The organism is Superficieibacter electus (assembly GCF_002915575.1).
Taxonomy (GTDB): Bacteria; Pseudomonadota; Gammaproteobacteria; order Enterobacterales; family Enterobacteriaceae; genus Superficieibacter; species Superficieibacter electus.
Genome location: NZ_PQGD01000005.1, coordinates 192,592 through 217,868 on the forward strand (window position 1 = coordinate 192,592; position 25,277 = coordinate 217,868).

Sequence of the window (25,277 nt, forward strand, 5' to 3'; positions counted from 1 at the left end):
AGCGTAGCGAAAAGCACGGAAAAAATTGTTGCTATTTAACCTTTAAATTACAATTGAAAGAGAAATTTATTCTCCGGGAGAGGGCTGTGTTAGATAAAATTGACCGTAAGCTGCTTTCGCTATTACAGCAGGACTGCACCCTGTCTTTGCAGGCGCTGGCCGATGCCGTTAATCTGACCACCACCCCCTGCTGGAAGCGACTGAAAAAGCTGGAAGACGATAAAGTGCTACTTGGCAAAGTGGCGCTGCTTGATGCGGAAAAACTCGGGCTGGGCTTAACCGCGTTCGTGCTTATTAAAACGCAGCATCACAGCAGCGAATGGTACAGCCAGCTGGTGAAAGTGGTCACCGAGCTGCCTGAAGTACTGGGCGTCTGGCGCATGGCGGGGGAGTATGACTATCTGATGCAGGTACAGGTCGCTGATATGAAACGCTACGATGAATTTTATAAACGGCTGGTCAGCCGCGTGCCAGGCTTATCTGACGTCACATCGAGCTTTGCGATGGAGCAGATCAAACATACTACGGCGCTCCCCATCGACTAATTTCCCGGCGTTGTGGTCGGGCTACTCGGGAATTCAGGATTCTATCGCGTGCGATTATTTGCTCAATTAAGTTGGTACTTCCGCCGGGAGTGGCGACGCTATCTCGGGGCGGTTGCCCTGCTCATTATCATTGCTGTTCTGCAGCTAATCCCGCCGAAAGTCGTGGGGGTGATCGTTGATGGTGTCACCCAGCAGCATTACAGCGCAACGCAAGTCCTGATGTGGTTAGGGCTGATGGCGCTGATTGCGGTGGTGGTGTATTTGCTGCGCTTTGTGTGGCGCGTGCTGTTGTTCGGCGCGTCCTATCAGCTTGCTATTGAACTGCGGGAAGATTACTACCGTCAACTGAGCCGTCAACATCCGGAGTTTTACCTGCGTCACCGTACCGGTGACTTGATTGCCCGCGCAACTAATGACGTTGACCGCGTGGTTTTTGCTGCCGGGGAAGGGGTGTTAACGCTGGTGGATTCCCTGGTGATGGGCTGCGCGGTACTGATTGTTATGTCAACGCAAATTAGCTGGCAGCTTACCTTGCTGGCGCTGGTGCCAATGCCGGTCATGGCGCTGATGATCAAACGCAACGGCGATCAGTTGCATGAGCGTTTTAAACTGGCACAGGCGGCGTTTTCGTCGCTCAACGATCGCACCCAGGAAAGCATGACCAGCATCCGCATGATCAAAGCTTTTGGTCTGGAAGATCGTCAGTCGGCGCTGTTTGCCGCCGATGCGGCGGATACCGGGGCGAAGAACCTCCGCGTTGCCCGCATTGATGCGCGTTTTGATCCCACCATCTATATCGCCATCGGTACCGCGAACCTGCTGGCGATTGGCGGCGGCAGCTGGATGGTGATTAATAACACCTTAACCCTCGGCGAGCTGACCAGTTTTATTATGTATCTCGGGCTGATGATCTGGCCGATGCTGGCGCTGGCGTGGATGTTTAATATTGTGGAGCGCGGCAGCGCGGCTTACAGTCGCATTCGCGCGATGCTTTCGGAAGCGCCGGTGGTTGACGACGGAAGTGAAACTTTGCCAGCGGAGCGCGGCACGCTGGCGGTGGCGATTGCCGAATTCCGCTGGCCGCACGCGGCGCATCCCACGCTAAACAACGTTAATTTCACGCTGAAGCCCGGAAAAATGCTGGGGATTTGCGGGCCGACCGGAGCCGGAAAAAGCACGCTACTGGCGCTCATCCAGCGTCACTTTGACGTCGACCGGGGTGAAATCCGCTACCACGATATTCCGCTTCCCCGTCTGCAAATCGACAACTGGCGCAGCCGTCTGGCTATCGTCAATCAGACGCCGTTTTTGTTTTCCGATACCGTTGCCCGCAATATTGCGCTGGGTAAACCGGATGCAACACAACAGGAAATCGAGCATGTGGCGCGTCTTGCCAGTGTGCATGATGATATTTTGCGTCTGCCGCAGGGCTATGAGACGGAAGTTGGCGAGCGCGGGGTCATGCTCTCGGGTGGGCAAAAACAGCGCCTCTCAATCGCCCGGGCGCTACTGGTTGATGCAGAAATCCTGATCCTTGATGACGCCCTGTCGGCGGTGGATGGCCGTACCGAACATCAAATCCTGCATAACCTGCGGCAGTGGGGGGAGGGGAGGACGGTGATTATCAGCGCGCATCGCTTGTCTGCCCTGACAGAGGCGGATGAAATTATCGTGATGCAACAGGGACATATTAGTCAGCGTGGAGAGCATGAACAGCTAGTCTCTCAGCCTGGATGGTACCGCGATATGTATCGCTATCAGCAGCTTGAAGCCGCACTGGATGATGAGCCGGAGGAGACCAGCCATGCGTAGTTTTGGACAGTTATGGCCCACGCTCAAACGCCTGCTGAAATATGGTTCTCCATGGCGCAAACCGCTGTCCCTGGCCGTGGGAATGCTGTGGATCGCGGCGGTAGCTGAAGTGAGTGGTCCGCTGCTGATCAGTTATTTTATCGATAACATGGTCGCAAAGCGCACCCTGCCACTGGGGCCGATTTGTGGGCTGGCGGCGGCCTATATCGGCCTTCAGTTGTTGGCGGCCGGGCTGCATTATTCACAGTCGATCCTGTTTAACCGGGCGGCGGTAGGCGTGGTTCAGCAGTTGCGTACTGACGTGATGGACGCTGCGCTGCGTCAGCCGCTCAGCGCCTTTGATACGCAGCCGGTCGGCGAGCTTATCTCGCGCGTGACCAATGATACCGAAGTCATTCGCGATCTCTACGTCACCGTCGTTGCGACGGTACTGCGCAGTGCGGCGCTGGTTGGCGCAATGCTGGTTGCCATGTTCAGCCTCGACTGGCGAATGGCGCTGGTGGCCATCACCATCTTCCCGGCAGTGATCATCGTCATGCTTATTTACCAGCGTTACAGCACGCCGATCGTCCGCCGGGTACGTGCCTGGCTTGCTGAAATCAACGATGGCTTTAATGAAGTCATCAACGGCATGAGTGTTATCCAGCAGTTCCGCCAGCAGGCCCGCTTTGGCGAGCGGATGCGCGAGGCCAGCTATGCGCATTACCAGGCGCGGATGCAAACCCTGAAGCTGGATGGCTTTTTGCTGCGTCCGCTGCTGAGCCTGTTTTCCGCGCTCGTTTTGTGCGGCCTGCTGATGCTGTTTGGTTTTACCTCGGTCGGCACCATTGAAGTCGGGGTGCTCTACGCGTTCATTAGCTATCTTGGCCGCCTGAACGAGCCACTGATTGAGCTGACCACCCAGCAGTCAATGCTCCAGCAGGCGGTGGTTGCCGGTGAGCGTGTTTTTGAGTTGATGGACCGCCCCCGTCAGGATTATGGCGGTGATGACCAGCCGCTGCGTAGCGGCACTATCGACATTGAAAATGTTTCTTTTGCCTATCACCAGGACCGGCTGGTGTTGCAGGATATTAATCTGCACGTTCCCTCGCGTAGCTTTATCGCGCTGGTCGGCCATACCGGCAGCGGTAAAAGTACCCTTGCCAGTTTGCTGATGGGCAATTATCCGTTGAGCCAGGGTGAAATACGCCTCGACGGGCGGCCGCTGGCCTCGCTTAGCCATCAAACGTTGCGTCACGGCGTGGCAATGGTTCAGCAGGACCCGGTGGTGTTGGCGGATTCATTTCTCACCAACGTCACGCTGGGGCGTAAAATCGAAGAAGCGCAGGTCTGGCAGGCGCTGGAAACGGTGCAGCTTGCAGACCTGGCGCGCGGAATGCCTGACGGCATCCACACGCAGCTGGGAGAGCAGGGCAATAATCTCTCGGTGGGGCAAAAACAGCTTCTGGCGCTGGCGCGCGTGCTGATTGACACGCCGCAGATCCTGATCCTTGACGAAGCGACCGCCAATATCGACTCCGGCACGGAACGGGCGATCCAGCTGGCGCTGGCGGCAGTGCGTCAGCAGACCACGCTGATTGTCATCGCCCACCGTCTGTCAACGATTGTGGAGGCCGATACCATCATGGTCTTGCACCGTGGGCAGGCGGTAGAGCGGGGAACGCATCAGCAGCTTCTGGCGGCGAAAGGGCGCTACTGGCAAATGTACCAGCTTCAACTTGCGAGTGAAGAACTCCAGTCCAGTGAACAGGACACCTCGCTGACTGCCTGACGCACTACTTTCAGGCAACCTGCGCATCAGGAGATTTTCTGGTGCAATACTCCCCCGCACCCTGCACCAGCATGGTGCGTTTTTTTTGTGCTGCCACAATCTGAACCCCGGTCACACTTTTCTGCTGGCGTCTTCCCGCACCTGTCACGCAAAAACCATTTCTGGCACGCCGCTTGCTTTACTTCATCCGTGTGAGCTGCGGCCAAAACTGAATTCTGACTGGAGGGGATCTATGAAGCTGGTAACAGTGGTAATTAAGCCATTTAAACTCGAGGACGTGCGTGAAGCGCTCTCTTCTATTGGTATTCAGGGGCTGACCGTGACCGAAGTGAAAGGCTTCGGGCGGCAAAAGGGGCACGCTGAACTCTATCGGGGGGCAGAGTACAGCGTTAACTTTCTGCCAAAGGTCAAGATTGATGTGGCTATCGCTGACGATCAGCTGGATGAAGTCATCGACATCATCAGTAAAGCGGCCTACACCGGAAAAATTGGCGACGGCAAGATTTTTGTCGCCGAGCTGCAACGCGTTATTCGCATTCGTACCGGCGAAGCCGACGAAGCGGCACTTTAACTCCTGGCACACAGTGATAGGGAACAAGAAAATGAAGATAGCAACGATGAAAACGGCTCTGGGTGCTGCGGCGCTGTTACCTGGCCTTGCCATGGCCGCACCGGCGGTGGCTGATAAAGCTGATAACGCGTTTATGATGATTTGTACCGCGCTGGTCCTGTTTATGACTATTCCCGGCATTGCTTTGTTTTACGGCGGCCTGATCCGCGGCAAAAACGTGCTTTCAATGCTCACGCAGGTGACGGTGACGTTCGCCCTGGTCTGCGTGCTGTGGGTGATTTACGGCTACTCGCTGGCCTTCGGCGAGGGCAACAGCTTCTTTGGTAACTTTAACTGGGCAATGCTGAAAAACATCGAGCTGACGGCGGTTATGGGCAGCTTCTATCAGTATATCCACGTTGCTTTCCAGGGATCGTTCGCCTGCATTACTGTTGGATTGATTGTTGGTGCGCTGGCGGAACGTATTCGCTTCTCCGCGGTGCTGATTTTCGTGGTGGTATGGCTGACGCTCTCCTACATCCCGATTGCACATATGGTCTGGGGCGGCGGTCTGCTTGCTACCCACGGTGCGCTGGATTTCGCGGGCGGCACGGTGGTGCATATTAACGCGGCGATTGCCGGGCTGGTAGGCGCGTATCTGATTGGCAAACGCGTGGGCTTCGGTAAAGAAGCGTTTAAACCGCACAACCTGCCGATGGTGTTCACCGGTACCGCTATTCTGTATGTCGGCTGGTTTGGCTTTAACGCCGGGTCGGCAAGCGCGGCCAACGAAATCGCGGCGCTGGCTTTCGTCAATACCGTTGTCGCCACGGCAGCAGCCATTCTGGCGTGGGTGTTCGGCGAGTGGATCACCCGCGGTAAACCTTCCCTGCTGGGTGCCTGCTCAGGCGCGATTGCCGGACTGGTTGGCGTCACGCCTGCCTGTGGTTACATCGGCGTCGGCGGCGCACTGATCGTCGGTATCGCGGCGGGTCTGGCAGGGCTGTGGGGCGTAACGATGCTCAAACGCGTACTGCGCGTTGACGATCCGTGTGATGTGTTTGGCGTCCACGGCGTGTGCGGCATCGTCGGCTGTATCCTCACCGGGATCTTTGCGGCGACCTCTCTCGGCGGCGTTGGCTATGCGGAAGGTGTGACGATGGGCCATCAGGTGCTGGTACAGCTTGAAAGCATCGCCATTACGATTGTCTGGTCAGCGGTAGTGGCTTTCATTGGCTATAAACTGGCAGATATGACCGTTGGGCTGCGCGTACCGGAAGAACAGGAGCGCGAAGGGCTGGATGTTAACAGCCACGGCGAGAATGCCTATAACGCCTGATAAACGTGCCGGGCAGGATGCCTGCCCGGCCGTCTTATTCTCGGGGGAGCTTTTTCAGGCGCTGTCAGATTAGCCGTTACTACGATTGCGCATTACCCCTTCCTGGACGGTCGACGCCACCAGCACGCCATCCTGGGTATAAAATTCGCCGCGCACAAAGCCGCGTGCGCTGGAGGCCGAGGTGCTTTCCACGCTATACAGCAGCCAGTCGTTCAGCGTAAACGGGCGATGGAACCACATGGAGTGATCGATAGTCGCCACCTGCATCCCTTTTTCCAGAAAACCGACGCCGTGCGGTTGAAGCGCCACCGGTAAAAAGTTGAAGTCAGAGGCGTAGCCCAGCAGGGACTGATGCACGCGTAAATCATCCGGCATCTGGCCATTGGCGCGCATCCACACCTGACGCGTTGGTTCTGCAACATGGCCTTTCAGTGGGTTATGGAACTCTACCGGGCGGATCTCCAGCGGTTTTTCGCTGAGAAATTTATCTTTCACCTGCGGCGGCAGTAAATGCGCCAGCGCACGGGCGATATCCGTTTCTGATTTCAGCGAATCTGGCGCAGGGGCTGGTGGCATGATTTTCTGATGCTCATAACCTGATTCCGGTGCCTGAAACGAGGCGGTCATATAAAAAATCGGCTTGCCGTTTTGCACGGCGGCCACACGGCGGGCGCTGAAGCTATTACCATCACGCAACACTTCAACGTCATAAATGATGGGTTTCTGGCTATCACCAGGTCGCAAAAAATAGCTGTGGAAAGAGTGCACCAGCCGCTCTTCCGGCACAGTTTCTTTTGCCGCATAAAGTGCCTGACCCACTACCTGACCGCCAAAGACCTGGCGCAGGCCTAAATCTTCGCTCTGGCCGCGAAAAAGCCCTTCTTCAATTTTTTCCAGATTTAATAATGTCAGCAAATTGCTTAACGCCTGACTCATAGCTTTCCTCAAGTAAATAGCGGGCTGTACGGTTCATTATAACCCAGAAAGTGAAGTGGTCCGATGCGTTCAAAAATCTGATTAACGGCCTGATTCCAGGCAAAAATAAGTGACTTGTGCCACACTTAACCACGTTGTCTTTTAGTTAACCACTCATCTGGTGGGAATCAATCTCGCAGTGCATAGCGTATAAGGAGAACGTAATGAAAGTCGTGCACATGTTAAGTGGTATTGCCGTAGCGGTTGCTCTGGCGGCCTGTGCTGATAAAAGTGCAGATATTCAGACCCCAGCGCTCAACCCCAATACGTCTGGTGTAGCCTCAAAGTCTGTCATACAGCAGCCTAATGTTTCCGGTACCGTGTGGATTCGTCAGAAAGTGGCTTTACCGCCTGATGCGGTATTAACTGTCACTGTTTCTGATGCGTCCCAGTCTGATGCCCCATCAAAAGTGATTGCGCAGAAAGCCGTTCGTACCGAGGGTAAACAGCCTCCGTACAGCTATGTGCTGCCCTTTAACCCCTCGGATATTCAGCCGAATGCCCGCATTCTGCTGAGTGCGGCTATTACGGTTAAAGATAAACTGGTGTTTATTACTGATGGTGTGAAACCGGTTATTAATCAGGGCGGTACTAAAGTTGACCTGACCCTGGTCCCGGTACCACAGACTGCCGTACCGCTTCAGTCTGGTGGCGGTGCAGCGACGACGGTTCCGTCAACGTCGCCGACGCAAATTACCCCGTCGTCAGCTGTACCTGCTCCTACGGTCTATTAAAATCTCCGCCCTCATCGTCACCGGTGAGGGCGTTTAAAATATCCACCGATAGCGCTGCAAATCAATTTTCCCGCTTCCCGACACGTATACACCCTCCGCTAACAAGGCCTGCCGCTGACGCTGGAGATCTGGTCCGGTCAGTGAAATCGTACCGTGACGGTTAACCACCCTGTGCCATGGCAGGGTAGATCCTTCCGGCAGACGTTTGAGTACACCTCCCACCTGGCGCGCAGCACGGGAAGAGCCTGCCAGTCGGGCGACATCACCATAGGTGGTGACGTATCCCTCGGGTATGGCGGCAACGATTTGCCAGACGCGCTGCGGAAATGAATCTTCTGGGTCCATGGCCTGCTCCTGTGTATAGAAGGGGTAGCATAAGCGGACAGGCAGGCGGTGTGAAGCCTGAAAGGCGCTGTGCAATAAACCAGCATACGGTTTCCCCTGGCTTGCAATTGCCACTCGCAGCAGTGATAATGCGCCTGCGCGTTGGTTACAACGCTCTCAATGGGGGCTCTGTTGGTTCTCCCGCAACGCTACTCTGTTTACCAGGTCAGGTCCGGAAGGAAGCAGCCAGAGCAGATGACGTGTGTGCCGGGATGTAGCTGGCAGGGCCCCCACCCATTTCTGCGCTTCATTTTTTCGGCTTGCTTTGCATCCTGCCATTAGCCTCAAAATTATTCACCTTAAGGTTTTACCCAATCGATTGTAATAATCCTGAAAAGAATCTTTCATTCTTCTGTCACAAACGGCAGGCACAATAACAATGGGATTAGTTTCGGGATAGAATTTATCTGTGGAACGGACAATAAATTAACGTTGTATATTACCTACAAGGGAAGCGTTAACCATGGCCACTGTAGTCTTAAATGTAAAAATTGATGAGACGCTAAAAGAAAAACTTCGTCGGTATGCAGAAGAAAATAATGAAAATTTGAGTACAGCAACGGAGAAATTATTACTGTCGGCCTTCGAGATTACCGATGACGCGGACGTCTCGGAAGATGACATTGACAGTCAGCATACTGAAGAGGAAGTCACTCCTTTCACTCCTAAAGAAATCAAAGCATTACGAAAAATTCTGAAGAAGAGAAAATGAAACCACAAACCTCAGTAGCGCGTAACTATGCCGAAGCCTGTGAACTTTTACGTTCAGGCTATGTTAAACAGGTCCGCCTTAACTGGAATGTTGGCAGCGATGAGTTTTTTCGTATTGCCTCTGACTGGTGCGATACCGGGGCGAAAATTAAAAAAGAGGGCGGAAGTTTTATCATCGCATTGAAAGGATTCCCTATCCCCCCTCAGCAATAATGCTGTTGTCATGTTTCCGTCATTAAGGCGAAACAGCAAAACGTCATGATGACAAAAAAATGAGAAGATCGATCCACCTCATCTCGTTCATGGATGACGTTTACGGCGGGTTACGTAACCCGCCGCTATTTTATGTGCTGGCGTAACGTCAGGATACTTTCGTAAATAATGCCCTGCGCTCAATGAGAGCACCGTCGGTGCGAAACACGCCATCCCCGGTGTAGTGAAGCGTTTGCGGCCACTCCGGCTTCGGTTTTACCCGCGCGGCCACCACTTCAAAAATAAAAAAGTTGTAGCGCTCGACCATGGCGTCATCGTACAACCGGCACTCAAAATTGGCATGGCATTCGGCAATAGAAGGTGCGCTGACCCGCTCGCTGGTTTCTGCCGTCAGTGAGAAGGTCTCAAACTTATTCGTGTTGGTACCGCTACAGTTACCAATTTTCGCCACCGTATCGGCCATCGCCGCATCGGGCAGGTTAATGACGCATTCACCGCTGTTGCGAATGCGCTCAAAGCTGAGGTTACCCGCTGAAATCATGCAACCTATCAGCGAAGGCGAAAATTCGAGGATCGTATGCCAGCCAAGCGTCATGATATTATCCTGATCCTGCCAGCGGCTGCTGATGAGGACGACCGGACCCGGTTCCAGCCAGTGACGGACATCTTCCACCGGCCATTGCTGTTTTTTCATCGGCGTTATCTCCTGCTGGCCCAGGCGATAAACGAGAGCTTATCGAGGGCCTTACTGTAAAACCACCCCTGACCATATTGTACGCCATGTTCGCGAAACCAGGATTCTTGCTGCGCTGTCTCAATACCTTCCGCAACCATTTCCAGATGAAGCGTTCGGGCCATTTTAATAATATGTGGCGTCACGTTATTGTATTCGAGCGCCTCAATAAAAGACTTATCGATCTTAAGCAGGTCCGCTTCGATATTCTGCAAATAGCTGAGACTCGAAAAACCGGTGCCAAAATCATCGATATAAATAGCATGCCCCGCCTGTCGGTAGCGCGCAATGACGGGGGCGCTCATGGCAGGATCGGTAAAACTGCGTTCGGTTAGTTCCAGAGCAATTTGCGCCGGACGAAGCTGCCAGTGCGCGATATGCCGCGCTAAGCGTGCAGGCAGGGAAGGAGAAAGCAAATCGCTGGCGGCTATATTAATAGAAATATGGCAATCGGGATGCTGCTGAAGCCATGCGCCCAGATCGGTAAACACGCGATCGACAATCAATTCCGTCAGCGGTGCCATTAAACCCGTTTGTTCTGCCAGGTGGATAAAAATATCCGGCGCGAGAAATGTGCCATCGGGCTGCGGCCAGCGAGCTAAGGCTTCTGCGCCAGCCAGACGGCCATCTTCCAGGGCGATAATGGGCTGATAATAAACGATAATATCTCGGGCACGGATGGCGTCCAGCAGCCGCTGGCGCGGCGACTGGAGACGGCGCAGTATGCGCATGATGAGCCAGGCTGCCACTACACTGACAATGCCGCCAAAGGGGAGCCAGTACAGTAACTGATGCCGCCAGTCGTTATCCAGCGGCGTTAAGGACGCCCAGGTAAGGATAGCGATGTTCAGTTCAGGATAACGGCTGACGTGGTACATCGTGTTGCCATGAGAAAACGACGTCTGTCCGGTACGCGCTGCCTGCGTCCACACCTCGTTGGCAAGGGGGGCACTACTGGCAATTAATAGATTGTTTTTAACGCCAATCAACGCCACATTTATCGGCCAAGGGCCATACGGAATGACGTCAATTAAAGCATCAGGATCGATCATTATTACGTAGTGTGAGCTGCCGAGGGCCGCCATATTACGGTGGATGCCTAAATCGCTTTTTGCGGTATACCAGAAGCGGTACCCCTTTGGGGTCAGGGTGAGTGGCGCGGGAAACGTACCGCTGGTGTTCATGCCTTCAAAAGATGAACAGACTGGCTGACCTTGATTGAGATAGAGAATTTCCTGAATGTAACGCCGGCTGTAAGAAATCCGACGCATCTCCAGCAAATGCGCATCGCTACACGGTATCATCTGAAGGGTTTCCAGCTGTTGTAGCGCCTCTTCAGCCTGGGTTGCCACCTTTTCTGTGCGCAGTATGACTCTGTCAGAGAAGCGTTGCAGCTCATCAGTAAATTGCCGGCTGGCATGTTGATGTGCCATCCAGACGCTCAGGCTGACCGGCAATAGCGCGGTGAGAATAAGCACGCCGGAGATCAATACTATCAGACGCCGGGTTCGCATAGTTGCTGTTCCTGTGGAAATAAGGGCAGGCAGAAAAGATATTCTGCAAATAATAGCGCTCAATCCGCTATCATACCGTGATTTTATTTGGCGAGAGCGCAATGAAAAAAAGCGAGTTTGTTACCCAGGATCTGCTCAGCAAGATCTATCAGAATGATCCCTCTGGTCCACGTAAACTCCCGCCAGAGCGCCAGCTTGCCGAAGAGTACGGCGTATCACGATTTACGATTCGTCAGGCGCTGGAAAGACTGGTGCGCATTGGCGTCGTGCGGATCGTGCAGGGGTCGGGGATCTGGATCAACACCTCTGCCCGTAACAATCCGCTGGTGTATAACTCAATTACGGAAAAACGTTTCGACCAGATCCGTTTTCGCACCATTAGCCTGCATAAAAAGCGGCCCGACCGTGATGAGCAGCAAATTTTTGGCATTAATGAGCAGACATTTATCTGGCAGTTTTGTCGCCTGCGTTATGTGGACGAAAGCGCCGTACAAATTGAAGTCTCGCGTATGCCGGTAACGCTATTCACCGATCTGAATCAGCAGGTTATTGAGCAATCACTACAGCAATATGTGCTCAGTAAGGGCTACCAGATTTCACATTTGCTCACCAGCTATCGGGCGGTTAGCGTCAGCCGCGAGCAGGCAGCGCTGCTGGGCTGTAAAAAAGGCAGTCCGGCGATGCACATTAATAATCGTGGGATCTTAAGCGACGGCCAGGTGTTTGAAATCAGCGATATTATTGATATCAATTACACCTGCACCTACGTCATTCCCCACAATCGCGATAATCTCGCCTGGCGTCAGGGATCGTCCTGAATCATGGCGTGTGGATAGTCCCGTCTGCCAGCCGGCTTTGGGTCCATTCGTGCGGGCGGTAAACCACCGGGTAGCGCTCCGCCAGCGCATGATCAAACGTCACGCCGATCCCGGGCTGTTCCGGCGGATAAATAAACCCGTCTTTAACCTGGGGCGCGCCAGGAAAAACGGCATCGGTTGTAGCGGAACGCGCAATGAACTCCTGAATTGCCGCATTATGCAAATGAATATTCAGATGCGTATTCACCGCCACGCCGATAGGACTCATATCGCCAGGGCCGTGCCACGCCAGGCGAATACCAAATGCCTGACACAGCACTGCCAGTTTAAGCGCAGGGGTGATGCCGCCAATTTGTGAAATGTGGCAGCGGATGAAATCAATACGGCGGTTAATAATCAGATCGTGCCACTCAGCCGGATTATTAAATAGCTCGCCCATCGCCAGCGGCACGCTGCTGTGCTGGCGAACCTGATCCAGCCAGGCGCTCTGCTGCGGCGCAAGAATATCTTCAAGAAACCACGGACGGTAAGGTTCGAGCTGTTTTGCCAGTTGTACCGCCTGCTGTGGAAAGAGCCGCTCATGGACATCGTGCAAAATATTCAACGTCTCGCCGTATTTCTCCCGCAGCGCCCGGAACATGGCAACGGTGTTATGCAGGTACTCTTCCTGTGAAAAATACGCACCCGCCGTGGGGTGCTCCGGCGTATGCATCTGCGTGGGCGTGCCACCGTAAAAACCGAGCTGACAGCGAATATGTCGATATCCCTGCGCCCGTAAGCCGTCAACGGCTGCAAAAAGTTCCTCAAGCGTTTCGCCGCTGGCGTGAGTATAAGCGGCAATCGCATCGCGGGATTTACCTCCCAGCAGCTGATAGAGCGGCATATCGGCGAGCTGAGATTTGATATCCCATAACGCCATATCGACGCCGGAAATGGCGTTATTCATTACCGGGCCATTACGCCAGTAAGCGTTGACGTTCATCATTTGCCACAGGTCTTCAATATGATTCGCATCGCGACCCACCAGCAGTGGAGTGAGATACTCCTCGACCAACGTTTTCACCGCCAGCGGACGCTGCTGGAAGGTCGCGCAACCATGGCCCGTGACGCCCTTATCCGTCGTTACCCGCACGGTAACCAGGTTATGACGGTCAGGGCGGGTGACAAAACACTCGATGTTCTTAATGATGGTAGGGGTCACGGCAAATACTCCTGTACGGCGGTGAACACATTCACTTAATGCAATTTTCTGATTATCATCCCCTAAAAACTGTGGAAGGGTAAACCGTTTTTTTATTATTTATTTTGGTCAGTTATTTTTAATTTTTTTAATTGTAAACCATACCAATTTTACCTTTTAACCTCTTTTAACGGGTGTATAAGGCCAAAATGTGAACCTGCTCAAATTTTATTGGTTTGTTTTGTTGTTCTGGTTTCTCTACTCTCTGTGACAGCGATTCACTCCAACAAAGTATCCGGCAGGGGTTTTTATGGGAACGGAAGAGGCCATTACCAGTATTATTCGTCTGGTAGGGGGACAGAGCAATATTAATAATGTCTGGCATTGTATGACCCGTCTGCGTTTTGATCTGATTGACGACAATAAAGTTGATCAACAGGAGATTAAAAAATTGCCGGGCGTGCTCGGAGCGCAGATCCAAAGCGATCAGTTTCAAATCATTATTGGGCCCAAAGTGAACCACTGGTACGAACAACTGCTGGCGACGCTGGGGCAAAAACAGCAGGCGACGCCGCAGGGTAAGCAAGAGCGGAAAAGTCTGGTCTCGCTGTTTATGGATACGGTCTCCGGAGTGTTTGGTCCTATCGTTCCGGCGATTGCGGGCGCAGGCATGATCAAAGGCTTGCTGGCCGGGCTGATTGCATTACAGCTGGTGCCGGCGAAAAGCGATACCGTGATTATCATCGACCTGATCGCCAGCGGCGTATTTTACTTCCTGCCATTTTTCCTTGCCGTTTCGGCGGCGAAAATCTTTAAAACCAATGAATATCTGGCCGCCGCTGTAGCCGCCTGTCTGATGTATCCTTCGCTAATTGATGCGGCCAAAGCCCTGGCGGCGCATCAGGAGGGAGCCGCCAGTGCGTTCTGGCTGCTGGACGTGCTGCCGGTATCGGTCTTTAACTATGCCTCCAGCGTCATCCCGGTGATTTTTTCTGTGCTGGCGCTGAGTTATATCCACCGCTGGGTGGACCGCATTATGCCGGATATTCTGAAAACGGTCTTTACACCCACGCTGACCCTGTTTCTGGCCGCGTTGTCGGCGTTAGTGATCATCGGGCCGACCGGCATCTGGTTGGGTAAGGCGCTGGCCTGGGGTATTGAAGGGCTGTTTAGCGTATCGGCCAGTTTCGCCGGGCTGGTGGTCGGGGCGATACGTCCGGTGGCGATTTTGACCGGCATGCACCATGCCATGACGCCGATTGCGCTGCAAAACTTTAGCGATCGTGGTTATGACATGCTGATGCCGATGATGTTCATGGCCAATATGGCGATTGCCGGAGCTACCTTTGCCATCTGGCGGATCAGCCGCGACCGGCAGGAAAGAACGGTGACGCTATCGGCGGCTATCTCGGCGCTGCTGGGGATCACTGAACCTGCCTTGTTTGGGGTACTGACTCGCTACAAAAAAGCCTTTATGGCGGCAACGATTGCCAGTTCACTGGCATCGGCGTTTATCGCATTTTTCGGCGTGCGTCTGTACGGCTATATTTTATCCAGCATTTTTAGCCTGCCAGCCTATATTGGACCTTACTTTATCTTTGCCATTTCCGGGGTAGTCATCGCGCTGCTTCTCTCGTTCCTGCTGACGACTATTCTGCTCGGCAGACAACGTTAATCGTTTGCCGATCTATGCTTCGCGCAGAGATCGGCTTCTTTCTCCCGTAAGCCACTTGATCTTTCATCATGCCCAGGATATTTTATTGTTATGTTATAACATAAAATTTGAGGTTTATTATGAAGCCGGATATCCATCCGCATTACCGTACCGTGGTATTCCACGACACCAGCGTTGACGAATATTTCAAAGTGGGCTCGACCATCAGGACCGATCGTGAAATTGAACTGGAAGGGGTGACGTACCCTTACGTTACACTCGACGTCTCTTCCGCTTCTCACCCTTATTACACCGGGAAACAGAAAACCCTGAGTAACGAGGGCAGCGCCGCGCGTTTTCAGCAGCGCTATGGTCGTTTTATTGGCGCGAAAAGGAGCTAAATCATGCAGGTACTGAATTCCTTACGCAGCGCGAAGCAGCGCCACCCGGATTGCCAAATCGTTAAGCGCAAAGGGCGGCTGTATGTTATCTGTAAGTCCAACCCGCGCTTTAAAGCGGTGCAGGGACGTAAGAAAAGACGTTAAGCACGCAGGCTTTGCAGCGTGCGTACTTGCCTGCCGTCGGCAGTAAAGTTGTCGGCGGCAAGCCACGTGCGCAACGCGCGATCGACAAGCGACCACTCACTGTCGATAATCGAAAACCAGTCAGTATCACGATTATGTCCTTTAATGACCAGCGCCTGACGAAAACACCCTTCATACTGAAAGCCCAGCCGCTGCGCCGCCCGGCGTGAAGGCGCATTCAGGCTGTTGCATTTCCATTCGTAGCGACGATAGCCAAGTGTGTTAAAAGCGTAGTGCATCAGCAGCCACTGAGCTTCAGTGGACATGGGCGTCTGACTGAGGCGCGGTGAAAAGTGAACGTGCCCTACCTCCATAACGCCATTTTTTGCATCGATTCGCATTAACGCCAGAGACCCTACAGGCATCTCCGTTCGCCGGTCAATGACCGCAAAATGAATCGGATCGCTCAGGGAAGAAACGCTATCAACCCACTGGCGATAGGCGTCTTCACTTTCATCTGGTTCGCGCAAAAGCCAGGTCCAGCTACGGGTATCCTCAGCAGTCGCATAAGCGGCATACAGGGCATTGGCATGGCGGCATTCCAGAGGCTCCAGTCGGCAATATTGCCCTTCGAGAGTGACGCGCTGCGGCCAGGGGCGCGGTTGCCAGTCGGGTAAGGCTTTCCCTACGGGCTGACCAAATTGATTGACTTCGCTCATCATAAACTCCTTCAGTAGTCGGGAAGGCCAGCGTATGCTGAGTATGGCTCTGTCAAAAGAGCCAGTAAGTCTATTTTTCGTAGTACCACGTGAAAGAGGGCAGGATGAATATTCCGGATGATGCGTTCTATACTCTGCTGCGCCAGGCGCTTGACCGACGCAAAACACACACCCGCCAGCGGGCGTTGTATTACGCACTACGGGAGGCCATCCTGGACGGACGATTACAGCCGCACAGTCGTCTGCCGGGTTCGCGGACAGTGGCCGGGGCCCTGAAGGTATCGCGTAACACGGTCAATGCTGCCCTTGAGCAACTTGCCATAGAAGGCTATTTGACACGCAATCGGCAGGGCACAGCGGTCTCGCCTCTACCGTCTTCGCCCGTTTGCGTGACGCAGGCTTGTCCACCCGTCACGCTTGCTGCGCGTTTGCGGCACTTGCCCGCGGGTAGCCGCCGCGATTCTCCCGCGCTGTGGCTGACGCCCGGCTTGCCGGCGACCAATTACTTTCCCCTCTCCCTCTGGCGTCGTCTGCTTGATAAAGTATTGCGCACAGAAGGCAGTGTCCTGCTGGGCTATGGCGATCCGGCAGGCGAGCCCCGGTTAAGAAAGGCTATTGCCCGTCATCTGGCGCTGTCGCGCGGCATTCAGTGTGATGCCAGCCAGATTGTGATCACGGAAGGTTCTCTGGAAGGGGTTGGCTTATGTACGCACCTGCTCAGTCAGGCCGGAGAAGTAGCATGGGTGGAGGAGCCGGGTTATCCGGGGGCGAAAAGCGTGTTTATAGCTGCCGGACTGCGGGTCATTGGCGTATCCGTTGACGGGGAAGGGCTGGCTGTTAACACCCTATCACCGGACATTCCCTCGCTGATTTTTACCTCTCCATCACACCAGTATCCGCTTGGGCAGGTGATGAGCGTGTCGCGCCGTCTGGCGCTGCTGGAATTTGCTCAGCAGCAGGGCGCGTGGATTATTGAGGATGATTACGATAGCGAATTTCGCTACAGCGGCGAGCCGGTCCCGGCGATGCTCGGAATGCGTGAGAATGCTCCGGTGGTGTATCTGGGTACCTTCAGCAAAACACTTTTTCCCTCGCTACGTATTGGTTTTATGGTTCTGCCACCCGCCCTGGCTGGTGCGCTCGAGCCGGCGATTGCCTCTTTACTACGGGGAGGTCATCGTGCTGAGCAACTGGCACTGGCACACTTTATTGAAGAGGGACACTACGCCCGTCATTTAGCAGCCATGCGACGGCTGTATCGTAAACGGCAGGCTGCATTGCGCGAGGCGCTGGCAAGCGAGCTGACATTCCCTCATCAGGTTTATGGCGGCGAAGGCGGACTGCACCTGACGCTGACGCTGGAAAACGTGGATGATGTTATGCTGGCTGAGCAGGCCCGGCGCTATCATTTAGCGCCGGGCGCACTCAGCCGTTTATATCTTAAACCTGCCAACGCACTACGCGGTCTGGTCCTTGGCTACGGCAATACCTCGGCATCGCATTACCCCAATGCCATACGCACCCTTAACCGCCTGATTGCGCCGATTCAGCACGGGCGAGAGTAAAGATGTCGTAAAATGAAAGATCGCCTTTAGTGGAGAGCATATTCTGCAACTGCGCTTTATACGCGGCTTCCACGTGTGGCGACTGCAGAATATTGTTAATTAACTGTTCTGGCGCAAAGCGGGTGTTATACCACTCTCCGTTAAAACAGACGCGAAAATCCAGCACGTCAATATCTTCATAACGGTAGCGGGGATTAACGTCAAAGAAGAAGAAAGCGTTAAACAAAATAAACAATACCACCAGCAGCCACACCGAATCTGCCAGGGTTTCCGAACGCAGCATCACAACCAGCGTGGCAAACCAGGCAACATACATCCCGACAAACAGGCCGGGATGATTGCGAATAAAGCTGATACTAAAACGCGGGCGATTGTCACGTTTTTCGCGGGCATTGAGTTCATCGATGGTATGGGTTAGCAGTCGCCGTATTTCTGTCATGTTGGGCCTTTATTCTTCTATACGCGCAGGAAAACATCCCATTTTAAAATTTAATAAAGCCAACAAAAAGTAACAGATTGGTTACGAAAAAGCATAACAGTTACACGGGTATCGATTTAATCACCCGTGCCGGATTGCCTCCCACTACCACATTATCAGGGACGTCTTTTACCACCACTGCGCCAGCGCCCACGACCACATTATTACCAATGGTCACACCCGGATTAATAACTGCCCGCCCGCCGATCCAGACGTTATGCCCAATCACCACGGGTTTGCCCAGCTCAACGCCGCTATTACGTTCATCAGGGTCCAGCGGATGGGTTGCGGTATAGATATGCACCCCGGGAGCCAGCATGCAGTTGTCACCGATGTGGATAGGACAGACGTCCAGCATCACACAATCAAAATTGGCGTAAAAATTTGCGCCAAGAAAGATATTGTACCCGTAATCACAGCGAAAACTCGGTTCGATATACGCGCCGTCACCCTGTCCCAGCAGATCGCCCAGTAGCGCTTTACGTACGGCGCGCTCATCGGGAGTGGTATGGTTATATTGATAAATTAAGTGCCTGGCGCGCATACGTTCTGCCCGGAGCGTTTCATCTCCAGGGTGGTAATGTTCACCAGCAATCATTTTGCGTTTTTCTTCACTCATACGGCGCTCCTGTTAGCAGGTAGCTACCTTAGAAGGTATTTGTGCCGTTGGGAACGTTCCCCATCATACATTGTGATGTTAATCCCATTTTATGTGACCGTTGTCAATGGAAGAGAAGGGGAGCGCAACGTGTTTCACATCCTGAATAATAAATAAAGTATTAGCGAATAAATTTCCAGACGGAAGGGGGGATTTTATCGTAAAGCTTATTCATGGTCAGTTCTGCAAGACGATGATCGGCCGCTGAGTAGAATACGGCCAGCTCATTATCTGATAATTCATATTTGTTCTTTTCAATGACACGCTCAAGGGTGTCAATTGTCTGGCAGCGCCTCAAACGCATCAAATAATCAGTCTTGGTTAACGCTTTGTCAGTCATAGATGTACCTTGTTGATTGTTCTCGTTTTAGCAGGAGAGACTTGCCGGGTTCGCCTGGCTCACATTAACAAAACTGTGAAACAGTTTATTACCGGATTTACGCCACTTCTGCAAATCCTGCGTACTAATGCCATAGTTACTGAACAACATAAAAGTGTCGTCCAGATATTCATCAATCTGCATAACCAGCTTATTATCTTCGTTGTACTTAATTTTATAATTAAGCGCGAAGGTCGCTATGTGTTCGATAAGCTCATTTAACTGAAGGTTGACCGCCGAGGTGGGATCGTTCACCCAGCCATGATTGCTCTCATCGAGATTGGCAATACAATCATGATACAGGTTTTCACAGAGAAATTTAAGCTGTGCGATATCGTGTCTTTTTGGCGAGTATTCGTCCATAGCGCATCCCCTTATAAATGTTATAGACAACGGATTGCGAACACTGTTTGGGATGGATACAACTCACTTACCTGAAGCTTACGTTCATTCCTGATGCTCTAACTATAATCTACTCTAGGAAAGATTTCACCGCTCTGGAACGAAAAATTACAATTCTGACATTTTAATACTTTTCTTGCTAAGCAACGCTGCGACGACCTGTTCATTAAAAACGAATTGGTGAATCGTTTACCTGCGGTATATGTAAGATGGATGCAATAGTATTATGAAATTCTTATGTCTAAGATATTTCTTAATATTCTCGGGTAAGTATTTCCTTATTTGTCAGACATAAAGATGACGCATTTAAAGGTATGAAGATATCGAAGACATAAAAAAGGCCGCTTGCGCGGCCTTTGGTAAGCATCACATTAAGGATGCTTTACAGTATGGCTATGCTCAACATCGTCGCTCTTGCGGCTGAAGCGGCGGCGAACCACCACAAAGAACACCGGAACGAAGAAGATAGCCAGAATGGTCGCCGTTACCATCCCGCCCATTACACCGGTACCAACGGCGTTCTGCGCACCGGAGCCAGCGCCAGTGCTGAGCACCAGCGGCATAACGCCGAGGATGAACGCCAGCGACGTCATCAGGATGGGGCGCAGACGCATACGGACCGCTTCCAGCGTTGCCTCTACCAGACCTTTGCCTTCTTTTTCCATCAGGTCTTTGGCGAATTCCACGATCAATATCGCGTTCTTCGCCGACAGGCCGATGGTCGTCAGCAGACCTACCTGGAAGTAAACGTCGTTAGTCAGCCCACGGAACGTGGCGGCCAGCAACGCCCCGATGACCCCGAGCGGCACCACCAGCATGACCGAGAACGGAATAGACCAGCTTTCATACAGTGCGGCCAGACAGAGGAAGACCACAATCAACGAGATAGCGTACAGGGCAGGGGCCTGGTTACCGGACAGCCGCTCCTGATAGGACATTCCCGTCCAGTCATAACCAATACCAGTGGGTAGTTTGCCCGCCAGCTGTTCCATAAGATCCATCGCTTCACCGGTACTTTTCCCTGCAGCGGCTTCGCCAAGGATCTCCATTGACGGCAGACCGTTATAGCGTTCCAGACGCGGAGAGCCATACTCCCAATGTGTCGTCGAGAAGGCGGAGAACGGCACCATCTGCCCGTCGCTACCGCGAACGTACCAGTTATCAATATCGCTCGGCAGCATACGGTATTTCGCCTGCGACATGACGTACACTTTCTTCACGCGACCACGGTCGATGAAGTCGTTGACGTAGCTACCGCCCCAGGCCGCACCCAGTGTGGTATTGATATCGCTGATGGAAACACCCAGTGCCTGGGCTTTTTCCTGATCAATATCGATTTTAAACTGCGGCGTATCTTCCAGCCCGTTAGGACGTACACCTGCCAGCATCTCAGGATGTTTCGCCACTTCGCCCAGCAATTGGTTACGCGCCTGAGTCAGTTTCTCATGACCGAGACCGCCCTGATCGATAAGCTGGAAGTCGAAGCCGGTAGCGGTACCCAGTTCAACAATCGCCGGCAGGTTAAAGGCGAACACCATCGCATCTTTAATCTGTGAGAAGGTGCCCATCGCACGGCCGGTAATCGCGCCGACTTTGTTTTCATCACCCGGACGATCGCCCCAGTCTTTCAGTGACACGAAGGCAATACCGGTGTTCTGACCGCGGCCTGCGAAGCCAAAGCCGTTAACCGCAAATACCGACTGAACGTTGGCTTTCTCTTTATTGAGATAATAATCCGTTACCTCATCCAGCACTTTCTGCGTACGTTCCTGCGTTGCCCCTGCCGGCAGCTGCGCCATCGTCAGGAACACGCCCTGATCTTCGTCCGGCAGGAAGGAGCTTGGCAGGCGAACAAACAGGAATGCCATCCCGGCGACGATGATGATATAGAGCAGCAGATAACGACCGGTGCTGCGCAGAATATTGCCTATGCTGTCGGTATAATGGTGCGTACTCTTATCAAAGGTGCGGTTAAACCAGCCGAACAAACCTTTATGCTCGCCATGACCACCTTTCTCGATCGGTTTGAGCATCGTGGCACACAGGGCAGGGGTCAGAATTAACGCCACCAGTACGGAGAGCGCCATTGCCGAAACAATGGTAATCGAGAACTGACGGTAGATTGCCCCGGTAGAGCCGCCGAAGAATGCCATCGGAATAAATACCGCCGACAGTACCATCGCAATACCGACCAGCGCGCCCTGGATCTGGCCCATCGATTTACGCGTGGCTTCTTTGGGCGGTAGCCCCTCTTCGGCCATGACACGCTCGACGTTCTCTACCACCACGATGGCGTCATCCACCAGCAAGCCTATCGCCAGTACCATCCCGAACATCGTCAGGGTGTTGATGGAATAACCAAACGCTGCCAGCACCGCAAAAGTTCCCAGCAGTACCACCGGTACCGCAATCGTTGGGATCAACGTTGCGCGGAAGTTTTGCAGGAACATGTACATGACCAGGAACACCAGAATGATCGCTTCAACCAGCGTTTTTACCACTTCGTGAATTGAGATCTGCACGAAAGGCGTGGTGTCATACGGGTAAACAATCTTCAGCCCTGACGGGAAGAACGGCTCCATTTTTTGCAGTTCAGCGCGGATCGCGGTAGCGGTGTCCAGCGCGTTCGCTCCGGTCGCCAGTTTGATCCCAAGACCGGATGCAGGCTGACCGTTGAACTTCGCCACAATATCGTAGTTCTCACCGCCAAGTTCAATCTGCGAAACGTCTTTCAGGCGCACCTGAGAACCGTCCGGATTCACTTTCAGCAGGATTTTACCGAACTCTTCGGTTGAGGTCAGACGGGTCTGCGCAATGATCGAGGCGTTCAACTGCTGGCCTTTCACCGGCGGCGTACCGCCTAACTGACCAGCCGCCACCTGGGCGTTCTGCGAGTTAATCGCGCTGATCACGTCAACTGGCGTCAACTGGTAATTATTCAGCTTGTTCGGGTCCATCCAGATACGCATCGCATACTGCGAACCAAACAGCTGAACGTCACCCACGCCGGACGTACGGCTGATCACGTCTTTCATGTTGGCCGCAACGTAGTCAGAAATATCTTCCTGAGTCATGGTGCCGTTGGTGTTGATAACACCGACAACCATCAGGAAGCTACTTGATGACTTCTCAACGCTTACGCCCTGCTGCTGAACTTCCTGCGGCAGTAAAGGCATTGCCAGCTGCAGTTTGTTCTGCACCTGAACCTGAGCGATATCCGCATCGGTACCTGACTCAAATGTCAGGGTGATCTGCACCGTACCGGTGGAGTCACTGTTGGAGGACATATACATCAGGTTGTCGATACCGTTCATGTTCTGTTCGACAACCTGGGTGACGGTGTCCTGCACCGTTTTTGCATCTGCGCCAGGGTAGGTGGCTGAGATCGAAATCGCTGGCGGTGCAATAGTTGGATATTGCGCCACCGGCAATTTGAGGATCGCAAGTCCCCCTGCCAGCATGATGATGATCGCGATGACCCATGCAAATATGGGGCGATCGATAAAAAACTTAGCCATGTCTTAACGGCTCCTGTTTAAGTTAAGACTTAGTTTGTTCTGACTGGGCAGCGGCAGGCGCTTGCTCTTTGTTGTCAGAAGTGACTTCCTGGGCTTTAACCTGAGCGCCCGGACGCACTTTTTGCAGACCTGTCACAATCACGCGGTCGCCGGTTTTCAAACCGTCGGTGACCAGCCATTTATCGCCAATCGCCTGTGCGGTTTTGATCTGGCGGACTTCAACTTTGTCGCCTTCACCGACCACCATGGCCGTCGCATCGCCACGTGGAGTACGGGTGACACCCTGCTGTGGAACCAGCAGCGCATTCGGGTTGGTCCCTTCTTCCAGACGGGCGCGGACAAACATGCCCGGCAGCAGGGCGTTATCCGGGTTAGGGATCACTGCGCGCAGGGTGATGGAGCCGGTGGTCTGATCAACGGTGACGTCGGAAAACTCCAGCGTCCCGCTCTGGGCATAGGCTTTGCCGTCGTTGCCGATGACTTCCACCTTCGCTTTGCCGTTTTCCTGCTTCAGGGTGCCGTTGGCCATTTCCTGACGTAAGCGCAGGAAATCATCACTCGACTGAGTAACATCGACATAAATCGGGTCCAGTTGCTGCACGGTGGCCAGCGCATCTGCCTGCCCGTTCTGCACCAGCGCCCCTTCGGTCACCGATGATTTACCGATACGGCCGCTGATCGGGGAGGTCACTTTGGTATAGGCAAGGTTGATACGTGCCGTTTCCACCGCCGCTTTGGCCGCGATAGCCGCCGCATTGGCCTGCTGGTAGTCCGCCTGCGCCGTGTCGTAGTCCTGCTTGCTGATATATTGCGTACCGATCAGTTTCTGGTAACGATTCACCGTCACCTGGGCAATTTTCGCCGCGGCTTCTGCCTTGGCTAAATCCCCTTTGGCGCTTTCATAGGACGCCTGGTAGGTGGCGGGATCAATCTGATAAAGAGAGACACCTGCTTTAACGTCGCTGCCTTCGGTAAAGTTACGTTTCAGGATGATGCCGCTGACCTGAGGGCGAACTTCCGCAATGCGATAAGCACTGGTACGGCCGGGCAACTCGGTAGTAATTTGTAGAGGTTCAGATTTGAGCGTGACGATACCGACTTCCGGCATCTGCTGTGCTCCCTGTTGTTCCTGTTTGTCGTCACATCCTGTTAGCGCTAAGCTGCCTGAAAGCATCAGAACGACCGCCAGAGGCGTAAACCCTCTGTTTTTGTTCATAAGTAAACCTCAAGTGTCCGATTTCAAATTGATCAATGGCGCTATCGCTCACCAACCCATTGCTGCGTTTCTATTATCGTCGTGCTATGGTACATACATTCATAAATGTATGTAAATCTGACCTCTGTAAATTCACCTGCTTATGGCACGAAAAACCAAACAACAAGCACTTGCCACACGCCAGCATATTCTGGATGTGGCGATGCGTCTGTTTTCTCAGCAGGGCGTTTCTGCAACCTCGCTGGCTGAAATCGCTAAATCAGCAGGGGTGACGCGCGGTGCCATTTACTGGCATTTCAAAAACAAGTCAGAACTATTTAGTGAAATATGGGAACTCTCAGAGTCCAGCATCGCCGACCTCGAGATTGAGTATCAGGCAAAATTCCCTGACGATCCACTGTCAGTGTTACGAGAAATATTAATTTATGTCCTTGAAGCCACCGTGGTGGTGGAGCGTCGACGCCTGATGATGGAGATAATCTTCCATAAATGTGAATTTGTGGGGGAAATGGCAGTGGTGCAGCAAGCGCAGCGTAGCCTGTGCCTGGAGAGCTACGATCGCATTGAGCAAGCGCTAACTCGCTGTATCGAATCAAAAATGCTGCCTGAAAACCTGCTTACCCGCCGTGCCGCGGTCCTGATGCGCTGTTATATTTCCGGTATTATGGAAAACTGGTTGTTTGCGCCGGACTCGTTTGATCTTAAAAGCGAAGCCCGTGACTTCGTTGCCATCCTGCTGGAAATGTACCAGCGTTGTCCGAGCCTCTGCGCCAGCGAACGTCAATAGCCACGATTTTTCTATGGGATGCTACTCTGCTTTCCTGAGCCGTGATATTCTTCGCCCGCGACAATCCCCGGTGGAACCGGTCTATTAATTACTCACGC

At 53.1% G+C, this 25,277-nt stretch carries 26 protein-coding genes and 1 other RNA gene; 15 read left to right on the forward strand and 12 right to left on the reverse strand.

What is annotated here, in order from left to right:
* Positions 1-86 precede the first annotated feature (86 nt).
* The 5 genes from CHU32_RS07695 to amtB all read left to right on the forward strand — a co-directional run bounded on the left by CHU32_RS07695 (position 87) and on the right by amtB (position 6,017).
* Complete coding sequence (locus CHU32_RS07695) at positions 87-545, forward strand: Lrp/AsnC family transcriptional regulator (protein ID WP_176691628.1); 459 nt, start codon at positions 87-89, stop codon at positions 543-545.
* 48 nt (positions 546-593) lie between these two features.
* Positions 594-2,357, forward strand: a complete 1,764-nt coding sequence (locus CHU32_RS07700) for a SmdA family multidrug ABC transporter permease/ATP-binding protein (protein WP_103674929.1) — start codon at positions 594-596, stop codon at positions 2,355-2,357.
* A complete protein-coding gene (locus tag CHU32_RS07705; protein ID WP_103674930.1) occupies positions 2,350-4,128 on the forward strand; it encodes a SmdB family multidrug efflux ABC transporter permease/ATP-binding protein in 1,779 nt (592 codons plus the stop codon). Before CHU32_RS07700 ends, CHU32_RS07705 begins: the two co-directional genes overlap by 8 nt.
* Positions 4,129-4,360: 232 nt before the next feature.
* On the forward strand, positions 4,361-4,699 hold the full coding sequence (gene glnK / locus CHU32_RS07710) for a P-II family nitrogen regulator (RefSeq protein WP_025861672.1): 339 nt from the start codon (positions 4,361-4,363) through the stop codon (positions 4,697-4,699).
* A gap of 31 nt (positions 4,700-4,730) precedes the next feature.
* Entirely contained in the window at positions 4,731-6,017 is a 1,287-nt protein-coding gene (gene amtB / locus CHU32_RS07715) for an ammonium transporter AmtB (protein ID WP_103674931.1), read from the forward strand.
* A 69-nt stretch (positions 6,018-6,086) separates the two neighbouring features.
* Here amtB and tesB read toward each other — a convergent pair whose 3' ends face one another.
* Positions 6,087-6,953: an acyl-CoA thioesterase II gene (gene tesB / locus CHU32_RS07720; protein WP_103674932.1), complete on the reverse strand. Its 867-nt coding sequence runs from the start codon at positions 6,951-6,953 to the stop codon at positions 6,087-6,089.
* Between the two features lie 203 nt (positions 6,954-7,156).
* On the opposite strand from tesB, the gene CHU32_RS07725 reads away from it, so the two are divergent.
* Entirely contained in the window at positions 7,157-7,726 is a 570-nt protein-coding gene (locus CHU32_RS07725) for a YbaY family lipoprotein (RefSeq protein ID WP_103674933.1), read from the forward strand.
* 33 nt (positions 7,727-7,759) lie between these two features.
* Here the strand turns inward: CHU32_RS07725 and CHU32_RS07730 are convergent, their stop codons facing one another.
* The gene (locus CHU32_RS07730; protein ID WP_103674934.1) at positions 7,760-8,071 is read right to left on the reverse strand and encodes an MGMT family protein; all 312 of its coding nucleotides are present in this window, start codon (positions 8,069-8,071) and stop codon (positions 7,760-7,762) included.
* Between the two features lie 169 nt (positions 8,072-8,240).
* On the opposite strand from CHU32_RS07730, the gene ffs reads away from it, so the two are divergent.
* The 3 genes from ffs (at position 8,241) to CHU32_RS07745 (ending at position 9,034) form a co-directional block, all read left to right on the forward strand.
* Positions 8,241-8,337, forward strand: an RNA gene (ffs, locus tag CHU32_RS07735) — signal recognition particle sRNA small type.
* 236 nt (positions 8,338-8,573) lie between these two features.
* Positions 8,574-8,822, forward strand: a complete 249-nt coding sequence (locus tag CHU32_RS07740) for a hypothetical protein (RefSeq protein WP_103674935.1) — start codon at positions 8,574-8,576, stop codon at positions 8,820-8,822.
* Positions 8,819-9,034, forward strand: a complete 216-nt coding sequence (locus CHU32_RS07745; RefSeq protein WP_103674936.1) for a hypothetical protein — start codon at positions 8,819-8,821, stop codon at positions 9,032-9,034. Before CHU32_RS07740 ends, CHU32_RS07745 begins: the two co-directional genes overlap by 4 nt.
* Before the next feature lie 148 nt (positions 9,035-9,182).
* Here the strand turns inward: CHU32_RS07745 and CHU32_RS07750 are convergent, their stop codons facing one another.
* The gene (locus CHU32_RS07750; RefSeq protein ID WP_103674937.1) at positions 9,183-9,728 is read right to left on the reverse strand and encodes a flavin reductase family protein; all 546 of its coding nucleotides are present in this window, start codon (positions 9,726-9,728) and stop codon (positions 9,183-9,185) included.
* A gap of 5 nt (positions 9,729-9,733) precedes the next feature.
* Positions 9,734-11,281: an EAL domain-containing protein gene (locus CHU32_RS07755; protein WP_103674938.1), complete on the reverse strand. Its 1,548-nt coding sequence runs from the start codon at positions 11,279-11,281 to the stop codon at positions 9,734-9,736.
* Positions 11,282-11,382: 101 nt separating this feature from the next.
* On the opposite strand from CHU32_RS07755, the gene CHU32_RS07760 reads away from it, so the two are divergent.
* On the forward strand, positions 11,383-12,099 hold the full coding sequence (locus CHU32_RS07760; protein WP_103674939.1) for a GntR family transcriptional regulator: 717 nt from the start codon (positions 11,383-11,385) through the stop codon (positions 12,097-12,099).
* Position 12,100: 1 nt separating this feature from the next.
* On the opposite strand, the gene CHU32_RS07765 is transcribed toward CHU32_RS07760, so the two are convergent.
* A complete protein-coding gene (locus tag CHU32_RS07765; protein ID WP_103674940.1) occupies positions 12,101-13,300 on the reverse strand; it encodes an enolase C-terminal domain-like protein in 1,200 nt (399 codons plus the stop codon).
* Positions 13,301-13,589: 289 nt separating this feature from the next.
* Between CHU32_RS07765 and CHU32_RS07770 the strand changes: the two genes are divergently transcribed.
* From CHU32_RS07770 to ykgO, 3 genes are all read left to right on the forward strand, one after another.
* A complete protein-coding gene (locus CHU32_RS07770) occupies positions 13,590-14,954 on the forward strand; it encodes a PTS transporter subunit EIIC (protein ID WP_103674941.1) in 1,365 nt (454 codons plus the stop codon).
* A 119-nt stretch (positions 14,955-15,073) separates the two neighbouring features.
* Positions 15,074-15,334 carry a type B 50S ribosomal protein L31 gene (locus CHU32_RS07775; protein ID WP_103674942.1) on the forward strand — a complete coding sequence of 87 codons (261 nt, stop codon included), beginning with the start codon at positions 15,074-15,076 and terminating at the stop codon, positions 15,332-15,334.
* 3 nt (positions 15,335-15,337) lie between these two features.
* Positions 15,338-15,478: a type B 50S ribosomal protein L36 gene (ykgO, locus tag CHU32_RS07780; RefSeq protein WP_003859006.1), complete on the forward strand. Its 141-nt coding sequence runs from the start codon at positions 15,338-15,340 to the stop codon at positions 15,476-15,478.
* Here ykgO and CHU32_RS07785 read toward each other — a convergent pair.
* On the reverse strand, positions 15,475-16,176 hold the full coding sequence (locus CHU32_RS07785) for a GNAT family N-acetyltransferase (protein ID WP_103674943.1): 702 nt from the start codon (positions 16,174-16,176) through the stop codon (positions 15,475-15,477). The two genes, ykgO and CHU32_RS07785, sit on opposite strands and share 4 nt — an antisense overlap.
* Positions 16,177-16,280: 104 nt before the next feature.
* Between CHU32_RS07785 and pdxR the strand changes: the two genes are divergently transcribed.
* A complete protein-coding gene (gene pdxR, locus CHU32_RS07790) occupies positions 16,281-17,741 on the forward strand; it encodes a MocR-like pyridoxine biosynthesis transcription factor PdxR (RefSeq protein WP_103674944.1) in 1,461 nt (486 codons plus the stop codon).
* Here the strand turns inward: pdxR and CHU32_RS07795 are convergent.
* From CHU32_RS07795 to acrA, 6 genes are all read right to left on the reverse strand, one after another.
* Positions 17,701-18,180, reverse strand: coding sequence for a YlaC family protein (locus CHU32_RS07795; RefSeq protein ID WP_103674945.1), 480 nt, complete (start codon positions 18,178-18,180; stop codon positions 17,701-17,703). The two genes, pdxR and CHU32_RS07795, sit on opposite strands and share 41 nt — an antisense overlap.
* A gap of 100 nt (positions 18,181-18,280) precedes the next feature.
* Positions 18,281-18,838 carry a maltose O-acetyltransferase gene (maa, locus tag CHU32_RS07800; protein ID WP_103674946.1) on the reverse strand — a complete coding sequence of 186 codons (558 nt, stop codon included), beginning with the start codon at positions 18,836-18,838 and terminating at the stop codon, positions 18,281-18,283.
* Between the two features lie 160 nt (positions 18,839-18,998).
* Positions 18,999-19,217, reverse strand: coding sequence for an HHA domain-containing protein (locus tag CHU32_RS07805; protein ID WP_049839846.1), 219 nt, complete (start codon positions 19,215-19,217; stop codon positions 18,999-19,001).
* Between the two features lie 27 nt (positions 19,218-19,244).
* A complete protein-coding gene (gene tomB, locus CHU32_RS07810; protein WP_103674947.1) occupies positions 19,245-19,619 on the reverse strand; it encodes an Hha toxicity modulator TomB in 375 nt (124 codons plus the stop codon).
* Between the two features lie 410 nt (positions 19,620-20,029).
* On the reverse strand, positions 20,030-23,176 hold the full coding sequence (gene acrB / locus CHU32_RS07815; RefSeq protein WP_103674948.1) for a multidrug efflux RND transporter permease subunit AcrB: 3,147 nt from the start codon (positions 23,174-23,176) through the stop codon (positions 20,030-20,032).
* A 22-nt stretch (positions 23,177-23,198) separates the two neighbouring features.
* Entirely contained in the window at positions 23,199-24,392 is a 1,194-nt protein-coding gene (gene acrA / locus CHU32_RS07820) for a multidrug efflux RND transporter periplasmic adaptor subunit AcrA (protein WP_103674949.1), read from the reverse strand.
* A gap of 142 nt (positions 24,393-24,534) precedes the next feature.
* On the opposite strand from acrA, the gene acrR reads away from it, so the two are divergent.
* On the forward strand, positions 24,535-25,179 hold the full coding sequence (acrR, locus tag CHU32_RS07825) for a multidrug efflux transporter transcriptional repressor AcrR (protein WP_103674950.1): 645 nt from the start codon (positions 24,535-24,537) through the stop codon (positions 25,177-25,179).
* The last annotated feature ends 98 nt before the right edge of the window (positions 25,180-25,277 follow it).